Source organism: Pedobacter quisquiliarum, assembly GCF_014642175.1.
GTDB classification, from domain to species: Bacteria; Bacteroidota; Bacteroidia; order Sphingobacteriales; family Sphingobacteriaceae; genus Pedobacter; species Pedobacter quisquiliarum.
In genome coordinates, this window is record NZ_BMIL01000002.1 from 265,017 (window position 1) to 276,596 (window position 11,580).

The following is an 11,580-nucleotide window of genomic DNA, read 5'->3' on the forward strand; positions in this document are numbered from 1 at the left end:
AATTAATGCCTGCCGGAAGCCAGACCTCAGATTCTTTTTTTTAAAGTTAGGACTTTATAGATTATTTCTTCCTCCTGTGCGATTTTAAGGAGGACATTTTTGCCGTTTCCGGCTTTCAGCAGCTGCACCATGCTTTGCAGATCCAGGCTGTGTGCAGCTTTGAAATTGAGCTCCAGCAGTTCGGCCCCGGGCAAGATGCCGATTTTCTCGGCAGGGGAGCCCGGTTCAATGCGCTCGATGAAAAAGCGGTTCGGTTGGCCTTCAATCATGTAGATTTCCATGCCCGACATGTCGTGGTCGAATGGCGCGCGTAATGAACCATTGGGTTTAAGGAAAACGACGCTGTTTCGATAGTCGAATGTCAGGTGAAAGCGGCGCATCAGCTCTGCGCCAATACTACCATTGCGACCTGTAATGGCCACCCGTGCTGCACCATGCGCATAGTCGGGAAAGTTGGTCAGCACGTCATTGAGTGTGATTTTACCAATGCTGAGGGAATGGATGCGCCCGATGTGGCCGCTGATTAAACCACTAATGCCCATACCTAAATTCGCCGTGATGTTGCTGTCGGGTAGGGGGAACTTCAATCGCTCAATAGCTTCCAGTGAAAGTGCAAAACTTGCCCCGCTGTCCATCAGGAGTCTGGCATTAAACAGCCCCAGGTTGGGCGACATGACCGGGAGCTGCAGGTAAGGTTTGTTCAGGATCAGTTCCATGGGTACAGGAAAGCCCTTGATCTTTTTCTTCACCTCATGCTGGTAGAACGTCATCTTGTGCGCTGGATAATTCAGGGAAACCTTGAAGCTATTTATAAAGTAATAGCCGATCAGGCCATGGACATGGATGCCCAGAAAATTGGATAGGTTGAAGATGTCTGATTTCAGGATGGCGGCCGGCACATTATCCATTCTGGAGGCGCCAACATCCACGTCTATGGTGTTGGAGGAGAAAGCTTCAATCTCTTCACCTTTACCCAGGCCAGAGATCTTTATCGGGCGCCAGAGACTTCTGTCCACCGTATCCAGAATGCTTGGATCCGTAATGAGTAGTGGCGATACCCCGGTATCCAGAATGAAGTTGTACGGGCCCTTGTCGTTGATGTAAACCGGGATTACAATCAGGTTTTTGATCAGCTGAAAGTTCATCGTTTGCTGCTTTCTCTTCCCTTTAAAGGCGAATTGCTGCGCTTGTGCAATCGCTGGCGGCAATATGAACAGCAGCCATATGACAAGTAGCCGATGGCTGGTTCGAATTATGGCAAACACCCCTAAGATCATTAAGTAATTTAACAAATTCAGTTGGTGTCCCTCGAATTCTTTTTCGATTTCTTATCTGCTGGACCTTCTGTGAAGCTGCCTTAACTGCCTGAAGGTATGGACAAAAACCTTTCTTAAAAGTTTTTTTGTTTCCGCTTGGAATTATTTATTGTTTCATTACATTTGTTTTAACACTAAAAACGAAAGTGAATGAAGCTTCGTTTAAAGCAATCGAAATGAAACTAGATCGGAATTCGGCAATAAACAAACTGGAAGAACAGCAGACTTGGGACATCATTATCATCGGTGGTGGTGCAACAGGGCTGGGCACGGCGGTAGATGCTGCCAGTCGTGGTTACAAGACCTTGCTGCTGGAGCAGGATGACTTTGCGAAAGGCACTTCCAGCCGCAGCACCAAGTTGGTTCATGGTGGGGTTCGGTACCTCGCACAGGGGGACATTGCCCTGGTGTATGAGGCGCTGCATGAGCGTAGTTTATTGTTGAAGAATGCGCCGCATCTGGTGCATGATCAGGAGTTCATCATTCCATGTTATGCATGGAATACCAAATACATGTATTTGCTTGGGCTGACGTTTTATGATCTGCTGGCCGGAAAGAATGATTTCAGAAAATCGACTTTCCTGAAAAAAGATGCTGTGATCAAAGCCATTCCTGGACTGAATCCGAAGGGCCTTATTGGCGGTGTAAGTTATAGTGACGGGCAGTTTGATGATGCCCGTCTGGCGATAAACCTGGCCCAGACCGCTGCCGAGCATGGTGGCGTCCTGCTGAACTATGCTCAGGTTACGGGTTTAACAAAGCAGGGTGATAAGATCAGTGGCTTGCGTTTCAAGGATCGCGAAAGCGGTAAAGTTTATGACTTGCAGGCATCCGTTGTGATCAATGCCACAGGTGTTTTTGTAGATGAGATCTTGAAGATGGATGTACCCAAAGGGGATCCGCTGGTAAGACCAAGCCAGGGTGCACACGTGGTCCTTGATCAGTCTTTCTTACAAGGAAATAGTGCCCTGATGATCCCTAAAACCTCTGACGGACGTGTCCTGTTCGCCGTGCCATGGCATGGGAAAGTACTTGTTGGTACCACAGACACACCATTGAATGAGCACAGTTCAGAACCCCGTCCTCTGGAAGAAGAAATAGAATTTATTCTAAGTACTGCCGGAAAGTATTTGTCGAAAGCGCCAACGCGGGCGGACGTGCTTTCTGCTTTTGCGGGCTTACGCCCATTGGCTGCGCCAGGTAAGGACACCAACAAAACGAAAGAAATTTCCAGAAGTCATAAACTAATTGTCAGCAAGTCGGAGTTGATCACCATCACGGGTGGTAAATGGACAACCTACCGCAAGATGGCGATGGATGTGGTTGACAAAGCGATTGCCATGGGTAAGCTGAAGCAAGCAGCATGTGTAACGCGGACCACCAAAATCCATGGTTATCATAACGGTCCGGTAGGTGCGCCACTAGCGGTTTATGGTTCTGATGCAGCAGGCATTGAAGCGCTGATTGCGCAAAATCCAGACCTGGGTAAAAGGATTCATCCGGCACACCCTTATACAAAAGCAGAAGTTTTATGGGTTATCCGCAATGAAATGGCCCGTACGGTAGAGGATGTGCTGGCGAGAAGAATACGCATTCTTTTTCTGGATGCAGCCGCTGCTGCTGCACTTGCGCCGATGGTTGCCGCAATCCTCGCCGAAGAATTGAATAAGGATGCCGCATGGATTAAACAGCAGACAGAAAGCTTCCTGGCCATGACCAGAGACTACCTGCTGCAGTCTTGGCCAGCAAAGGAAGCAGGTAAATCTTATGTTACGGAAGCTTAATTAATGATTCCTTAACATACGGCATTGCCGGAAACATGAACTTCGTGGCCTTAAAACGAAATGAGTTGAAATGGCACGACAAAAAACGAAACCAAGTATAATACCGATAGTATGAAGAAAAGATTTACGCAACGATACAACGCGGGGCGGTATATGGCAGGCATTGCTTTGTTTATGTATGCTGCGCATGTACCACAAGGGGCCTTTGCTGCCCCGCTTGCTGCAGTGGAATACCGTCAGCAAACCCAGGACATCATTACCCTGAGCGGTACCATAGTTGACGACGCAACTGGGCAGCCACTGCCCGGCGTGACCATCATGGACGCACAGCGCAAGGTTTATGGTACCAGCAATGGCGACGGTGCCTTTAACATTAAGGTGCCTAAAGGTGCTGTACTCAGCTTCAGCATGATCGGCTACACCGCATCGACATTAACGCTGAATGCCAGTCAGGCGAAATTAAGCGTAAGCCTAAAGGAATCGTCCAGCCAGCTGAACGAGGTGGTGGTAACCGCCTTAGGTATCAAACGCGAGGAAAAGGCTTTGGGTTATTCTGTATCCACCCTCGACAATAAGGATGTGACCAATGCCATATCAAACAACTGGACCAACGCCCTTTCGGGTAAAGTGGCTGGTTTGAATATGGTGAAATCAGGTGGCGGTCCGGCAGGATCCAACAAGATCATCCTGCGTGGTGAAAACTCCCTTTCCGGAGAAAGTGAAGCCCTGATCGTTATTGATGGGGTAATCACCAGCGGAAGTAGCGGAAGGTCTACCGGTACCGGTTCTGGCGCCTACTTATCTTCAGAATCGCCTGCAGATTTCGGTAACAGCCTTGCCGACATCAACCCGGATGACATCGAGAGTGTTTCCGTGTTAAAGGGCCCGGCTGCAACTGCGCTATATGGTTCACGTGGTGGAAATGGTGCGGTGATCATCACCACCAAATCCGGACGCCAGAATCAGAAAGGAATCGGCGTAAGCTTCAACTCCAATACTTCTATTGAAACGATTTCACGCTGGCCGGATTACCAGACCGAGTACGGTCAGGGTGACGTAGGTCAGGATCTATATTATTCTTACCTGGCAACAGCAGATGGTGCCAGTACAAGGAGCACCAGTTCTGCATGGGGACCGAAGTTCGACGGACAGAAGTTCTTCCAGTATGATCCGGTGACCAGAACCACCAGCGCCGAGCGTTTGCCTTGGGTAGGTTATGAGAACAACCACAAAGATTTCTTCCAGGTTGGAACTAACTTCATCAACAGTGTCGCTTTAGAAGGTGCAAATGAAAAATCCAGCGCGCGTTTGTCCATCACCAATCTTAAAAATAAGTGGATCATCCCGAATACAGGATATACAAGGAACACAGTCGCCTTGTCGATCAGTCACAAGATTACCGACAAGCTACAGATCACCAGTAAGGTGAATTATACCAACAAGTATTCCGATAACCTGCCATCTACAGGTTATAACAACCAGACCATCATGTATTTCATCCGCGGTTTAGCGCCGAACATGAATATGGACTGGTTCAAAGATTACTGGACGCCAGGACAGGAGGGCATCCTGCAAAACCGTCCGTTCAGTAGCTTGCTGGATAACCCATACCTGATTGCAAATGAAATGCTGAACAAGTCCAACCGCCACAACGTGGTAGGTAATGTTACGGCAACCTATAACTTCCTGCCGAACCTGAGTTTAATGGTTCGGACCTCTATGGATATGTCGTACGATGCGCGTTCGCAACAGCGTCCGTTCAGTACAAACAAGTATGCAACCGGTATGTACCGTACGCAGAACGTGTACAACCAGGAGGTGAACAGCGACTTCTTACTTCGTTACAACAGTAAGATCGGATCGAAGTTCGAGTACTCCCTTACCGCTGGAGGAAGCCAGATGAACAACAAGTATACGCTGGATGAGATCCGTGCAGAGCAGTTGTTGTATCCAGGTATCTACAACTTCTCCAACAGCAAAAACATGCTGGTTACCTTACCAAACAGAAGTCAGTATGCCGTAAACAGTTTCTATGCGCTGGGATCTTTCAGCTACGACAATTTCCTATTTATGGATTTAACTGCGCGTAATGACTGGGCCAGTACGCTTGCAACACCAACATCAACAGACAACGTTTCTTTCTTTTACCCTTCGGTAAGTTTAAGTGCGGTATTGTCTGAGAAGATCAAAATGCCGGAGGCGATTTCATTTATGAAGATCCGTGCTTCCCTGGCAGGTGCAGGTAGTGGTTCGACCAAAGCTTACCAGACCGCGTATGCATACGGTTCAACGCAGTTCCCTGGAAGTTTAGTGAATCCAACGGTGATTGCCAATCCTGAACTTCGCCCACTTGCAACAACGAGTTACGAACTTGGTTTGGATACCCGTTTCTTTAAAAACCGTTTGGAGATCGACTTTACCGCCTATAAAAACAACACCAGAGATCAGATCATCTCTTCTCCGATAGACCGTGCTTCCGGCTACAATGCCGTAATCCTGAATGTTGGAGAGGTGCAAAACCAAGGTCTCGAGCTTCAGCTAAATGGTTCGCCATTGAAGTCGAAGAATGGTTTAAACATGAACCTATACGGTACCTTCTCTTATAACGAGAACAAGGTGGTGGCACTTGCCGACAGCGTGGGTACGATCGTGATGTCTACCGGTCCGAGGGGTTCGATTGAGGCTCGTGTTGGAGGCTCTATGGGCGATATCTATGGCTTAGGCTACCTGAGATCACCTGACGGGCAGATCGTTTACCGTGATGGTTATCCGGTGCTGGATCAGAACAGCAAGTACCTGGGTAATTCTACGGCAAGATATAAAGGCAGCTTTGGTACAGGTTTCACGTACAGAGGTTTCAGTCTGAACCTGCTTTTTGATGCGCAGTTTGGCGGAAGGGCATATTCCTTAACGCACTCGGTATTGGCGGATGAAGGTAAACTTCAGAAAACCGTTCCGGGTAGATATAACGGCATCATCGGAAATGGTGTGGTGCAGAATGCAGACGGCTCATTTAGCCCGAACACGGTTGTTGCAGCAAGCACGGCCACGTTCTACAAAACACACTTCCAGCGTGATAACGTGGAAGCAAATACTTTCAGTACGGATTTCATCAAGTTCAGAGAGGCCAGATTTGATTACAGCCTCCGACCAAAACTGGTAGAGAAGTTAGGCCTGCAACGTGCTACCATCGGCGTTTATGGACGTGACCTGTTCATGTTTACCGACTGGCCAGTATTTGATCCGGAATTTGGTACCATCGGTGGCTCAGGTGAGATTACCGCAGGTTTTGAGACCGGACAATTCCCGTCTACACGCACCTTCGGACTGAACATCAGCATTGGTATTTAACATTTAGCCTTTCAGATCATGAAAAAAACATATAAAACATTCTGCCTGATCATGCTTTCAGGTATGCTTATAAATACTTCCTGTAAAAAGGACTTTAAAGAGATTAATACCGATCCAAACAGAAGCGCGGCAGCATTGCCAGAGGCGCTCTTAACCCCTTCGTTGTGGGACGTGGTGACCCGGAATAACAACCGTGCACTACGACTTACACATGAATTGATGCAGGACCATGTGGCGGTGTCTGATGGTGATGAAGTACACCGCTACGTGATCCGTGCTGGGGAGTCGGACTACATGTGGAACAACTGGTACCTGCAGCTGACGAACTTCAAGGATATGTACAACCGTGCAAATGAATTGAACAACACAACCTTCATGGGTATTGCCCTGATCTGTGACGTTTATGTATCCTCACTGATTACCGATACCTATGGCGATGTACCTTACACCGATGCGAGCAAAGGTCGCGAAGGTGTGTACCAGCCTAGATTCGATCGTCAGGAAGAGATCTATAAAGACCTGTTCCGCAAACTGGAGGAAGCAAATACATTGCTGGCAACCGGCAATGTGATGACCACAGAACAGTTGGCCTATGATCCATTGTATGGCCGTACAACCGGCGCAACATCGGCGACCACCATTACGAACTGGCGCAAGTTCGGTAACTCCATGTACCTGCGTTTGCTGATGCGCGCATCCGGTCGCCCGGAGGCAAATGCTGTTGCAAAGATTAAGGAAATCGTGGACACCAATCCTGCAAACTACCCGATCTTCAGCAACAATGCCGAATCTGCGGTGGTACGGTATACGATGACACCGCCTTACACTTCCTCTTTTTATGGCGGAAGACCTTTTGATTTCAGCGGAAGCAACGGTTTGACCGAGTTTTTCGTGAACAACCTGAACCAGTGGAATGATCCGCGCAGAACGCGTTGGGCAACCATTGACGGTGGTACGTACATTGGCATTCCGAGTGGATTTCAGCGCGGACAAGTGCCGGAAAGAAGATCCACTTACCTGGATGCATTGATGAATGAGCCGCTATTGGGCAACATCATGAACTATCCGGAGCTGCAGTTCCTGCTTGCAGAGGCAGCTGTAAAAGGCTATATCGCCGGCAGTGCGCAGACGTATTATGAAACTGGTGTGGTCAATGCAATTACCTTCTGGGGTGTAACGCCACCTGAGGATCAGCTACAGAATGAATTCATCAAATGGAACCCGGAAGAGAGTGATGATCTGAAGATGGAGAAGATCCACCTCCAGAAGTATTATACTTTATTCTTTACGGATTTTCAGCAATGGTTTGAATACAGAAGAACAGGGCACCCGAACTTGCCTAAAGGGGCAGGTCTGGAGAACGGCGGACAGATGCCTTCGCGTTTAAGGTACCCGGTAAACGTACAGTCGCTGAATTCTGCGAATTACTCGGCTGCGGTTGCTGCTTTCGGAACCGATGATCTGAATACAAAAGTTTGGTGGAATAAGTAATCCTTAAAAGATAGAACATGAAAAAAATATATTCACTTCTGGCAGCGCTGCTTTTGTGTACGCTGCTGTTCAACGCCTGTAAGAAGGACGAGAAACCTGCAGAAGGCAAGTTGAATTCCTTTGCCGCATTGTTTGTGGTTAAAAATGCCTACAAAGGCAGTGATGTACAGTTGAACGCGGAGAAACTTGGCGGCGCCACACAAACCGGTGGAATTGTCATCTCCAATTTAAGCGGGAACAACTTCCCTAAAGGCGGACTGATCATTCAGAATGCGAGCAGGGGACAGGTTAGAGGCTTGCTGATCGAGCTTCCGGATGCTGCGGGTAATTATGCGCCCGGCGATTCTTTGGTGATCAACATCGATGGCAGTACGCTGGCGAAGGTTGGCAGTTCTTTACAGCTGAAAGGCATTACCACGGCTGACATTACCAAGGTGAGTTCAGATAATGCTTTAAAGCCAAGAACAGTGGCATTGGGCGCATTGCTGGGCAACTTTGAACTGTATGAGAATACTTTGCTTAAAGTTACCGCAGATGCCAAGCCAGTTCCGCAGCCAGGGGAGACCTATGCTGGAAATAAGATGCTTGATGATGGTTCCGGTAGTGCCGTAGCCCTGCATACTGCAGCTACCGCAACTTTCGCTGGGAATAGCCTGCCTGCGAGTGCAACCTATACCGTAATTCCGATGTATGGCGATGAAGCGGGTAACTATGGAACGATTCCACAAGTGCGTTTGCGTACAGAGGCAGACGTGGAGAATGCCAGCGGTCCGATTTATGCAAACTGGCCGGAAAGCTTTGAAACACCAGATGCAACGGTAAAAGGTTCTTACAACATGAATACCCCTGCAGTACCTGACAACAGCATCATGCTGAAAACCGGCAGCTGGAAATTATATCAATCCATCATTGGTAATACTGCGGCGCGTGACCGCTTCAATGAGCCAGGATTACAGAGCATCCGTATGCAGCAGAATCTTACAGAATCGGCTTACTTACAGATGAACTTTGACCTGCCGAATGGTGCATCCAAGGTGACATTATGGGCAGGCGCTTATTACACTGACGCGGTGAGTACATTCCGATTGGAGTACTCTACAGATGGTGGTTTAACCTGGCTTCCTGCAGGTGCAGACATCCAATGTCAAAGCCGTGGTTCAAGACAGGAGACCTTCCTGCTGAACATCAAAGGTAATGTACGTTTCCGTATCAATAAACTAGGTTTAGGTACCACGAGTGTGCCGAACATCCTGAACGGCAGGTTGTCGATTGAAGACATCGCCATCTACTCAAATTAATCGTAAAATGAACAGAAGGTCATTTATACAAAGACTATCATTGATTGGCGGGGCACTGGTTTTCAGTTTGCCCGGCCAATCGTTTTCATTCTTTAGTGCTGCAAAAAAAGTAAAAGGCAGGATTACAGATGGCGCAAATGGCATTGCCGGGGTTCTGGTTTCAGACGGGTATTCGGTGGTGACCACCAACGGCCGCGGTTATTACAGCATTAAACCGCATGCAAATGCAAGTTCGGTGTGGGTGAGTACCCCTGCTGGTTATGCATTCCAGCATGAAGATGGGATAGCAAAGCATTACCAATTGTTGGGTACCGGCAAGAACTTTGATTTTGAGCTGAAACGGCTGTCACAGTCCGACGAGCAACACAAGTTTATCGTTTGGGCCGATCCGCAGGTGAAGAACAACAATGATGTAAAACAGATGATGGATACTTCCGTGCCAGACGTACAGCAGCTGGTGAAAACCATGGGCAGCGGTGCATTGGTACACGGGATCTGTGTTGGTGACATCGTTTGGGATAACCATAAGCTTTTCAAGGATTACAATAAGGCCGTCGCAAGAATGGGTATTCCATTTTTCCAGGCACTGGGGAACCACGATATGGACTACCGGATGGGTGGGGATGAGACTTCGGATGTGACCTTTAAAAAGACTTACGGACCAACCTATTACTCTTTCAATCGCGGCAAGGCACATTATGTGGTTTTAGAAAATGTACGCTACCTGGGTACGGATCGTGACTACGACGGCTATTTGGTGGAAGAGCAGTTGTCCTGGCTGGCAAAAGATCTGGAGCATGTTGCGAAAGATCAATTGCTGATCATCAACCTCCATATTCCGGTACATAGCGGCGTTAAAAATAAAGAAGACTTATACCGTTTGCTGGAAGGTTACAGCAACGTACACATCATGTCTGGCCATACCCATTACAACAAAAACGTGATCAGCAATGGCATCTATGAGCATAACCATGGTACCGTATGTGGTGCCTGGTGGACCGGTCCGGTATGTGAGGACGGTACGCCACGTGGCTACGGCGTGTATGATGTAGATGGGACGAATCTGAAGTGGTATTACAAATCTACCGGTGAGGATCGTACCAATCAGCTCAGCGCATTTATAGACAATATAGATGGTCAGAAAACATTAACTTGTAACGTTTACAACTGGGATCCGCAGTGGAAAGTGGAGTACTTCCTCGATGGCCGGAGTATGGGGGTAATGGAGAACCAGGTGGGTTTTGATCCGCTGGCGACAAGGCTGTATAAAGGGCCGGAACTTCCTGCGGGCAGGCATTTCCCGGAACCCCGTAAAACAGATCACCTGTTTGTGGCCAGTGTCCCTGCGAATGTAAAGCAAATTAAAGTGGTTGCGACCGACCGCTTTGGAGAACAATTCAGCAAAGAAATTGAAGCCTGATATGAAAAGCTTGAACTATATAATTGGCTTTGCGCTGCTTTTTGGAGGGGCCTGCAAAAGCATTAAGCCTAATGGCGCAGGTGGTGATGCTGCATTTCCAGCTTTCAGCACCGAAGCACACCGCGGTGGCCGCGGGTTAATGCCGGAAAACACGATCATGGCCATGAAAAAGGCCATGGATCTAGGCGTTACGACGTTGGAAATGGACACACACATTACCGGTGATAACCAGGTGGTGTTGTCTCACGACGAGTACCTGAATCCTTTATTTACCTTAACGCCGGAGGGCAAAGAAATCACCAAAGAAGCATCCAAACAGTTGATCCTTTATAAAATGCCATATGAGGAACTGCGCAAATACGATGTTGGTTCCAAATTTTACAGCAAATTCCCGGAGCAACTGAAGGTGAAAGCGCAAATACCATTGCTTTCCGCAGTGATCGACTCGGTACAGCAATACGCCAAAGAAAAAGGGATGAAGCAGCCCTTTTACAACATCGAAACAAAGATGGGAAAGGATGGCGACAACCTGCTGAACCCTGCACCTGAAGTCTTCGTGAAATTGCTGATGGATGTGATCCGCGCGAAGAAGATCAGTCCCAATGTGGTGATTCAATCCTTTGACGTGAGAACCATACAGTATCTCCACAAGCAGTACCCGGAAATCCGGACCTCCTACCTGGTGGACAAAGGGAACCTGGAGGATAACCTCAAAAAGTTGGGATATATCCCTTTCATTTACAGTCCTGCGTACAAACTCGTGGACGCTGAGCTGGTCAAACAATGCCATGAGCGGAACATGAAAGTTATTCCATGGACACCGAACACAAGAGAAGAAATTGCACAACTGAAAAGCCTGGGTGTAGATGGCATTATTTCCGACTACCCGAACATGCTTGTAGAAAAACCATAAACAAAAT

7 protein-coding genes are annotated in these 11,580 nt (G+C 48.0%); 6 read left to right on the forward strand and 1 reads right to left on the reverse strand.

What is annotated here, in order from left to right:
- Nucleotides 1–26 precede the first annotated feature (26 nt).
- Complete coding sequence (locus tag IEW69_RS03585; protein WP_188625457.1) at nt 27–1,292, reverse strand: aspartyl protease family protein; 1,266 nt, start codon at nt 1,290–1,292, stop codon at nt 27–29.
- A 200-nt stretch (nt 1,293–1,492) separates the two neighbouring features.
- On the opposite strand from IEW69_RS03585, the gene IEW69_RS03590 reads away from it, so the two are divergent.
- The 6 genes from IEW69_RS03590 to IEW69_RS03615 all read left to right on the forward strand — a co-directional run bounded on the left by IEW69_RS03590 (nt 1,493) and on the right by IEW69_RS03615 (nt 11,573).
- Nucleotides 1,493–3,100 carry a glycerol-3-phosphate dehydrogenase/oxidase gene (locus IEW69_RS03590; protein WP_188625458.1) on the forward strand — a complete coding sequence of 536 codons (1,608 nt, stop codon included), beginning with the start codon at nt 1,493–1,495 and terminating at the stop codon, nt 3,098–3,100.
- A gap of 111 nt (nt 3,101–3,211) precedes the next feature.
- Complete coding sequence (locus IEW69_RS03595; RefSeq protein WP_188625459.1) at nt 3,212–6,451, forward strand: SusC/RagA family TonB-linked outer membrane protein; 3,240 nt, start codon at nt 3,212–3,214, stop codon at nt 6,449–6,451.
- 18 nt (nt 6,452–6,469) lie between these two features.
- Nucleotides 6,470–7,942, forward strand: a complete 1,473-nt coding sequence (locus tag IEW69_RS03600) for a SusD/RagB family nutrient-binding outer membrane lipoprotein (RefSeq protein WP_188625460.1) — start codon at nt 6,470–6,472, stop codon at nt 7,940–7,942.
- 17 nt (nt 7,943–7,959) lie between these two features.
- Nucleotides 7,960–9,240, forward strand: a complete 1,281-nt coding sequence (locus tag IEW69_RS03605) for a DUF5689 domain-containing protein (RefSeq protein ID WP_188625461.1) — start codon at nt 7,960–7,962, stop codon at nt 9,238–9,240.
- A gap of 7 nt (nt 9,241–9,247) precedes the next feature.
- Nucleotides 9,248–10,660, forward strand: a complete 1,413-nt coding sequence (locus IEW69_RS03610) for a calcineurin-like phosphoesterase C-terminal domain-containing protein (protein WP_188625462.1) — start codon at nt 9,248–9,250, stop codon at nt 10,658–10,660.
- A gap of 1 nt (nt 10,661) precedes the next feature.
- Entirely contained in the window at nt 10,662–11,573 is a 912-nt protein-coding gene (locus IEW69_RS03615) for a glycerophosphodiester phosphodiesterase family protein (protein ID WP_188625463.1), read from the forward strand.
- Nucleotides 11,574–11,580 lie beyond the last annotated feature (7 nt).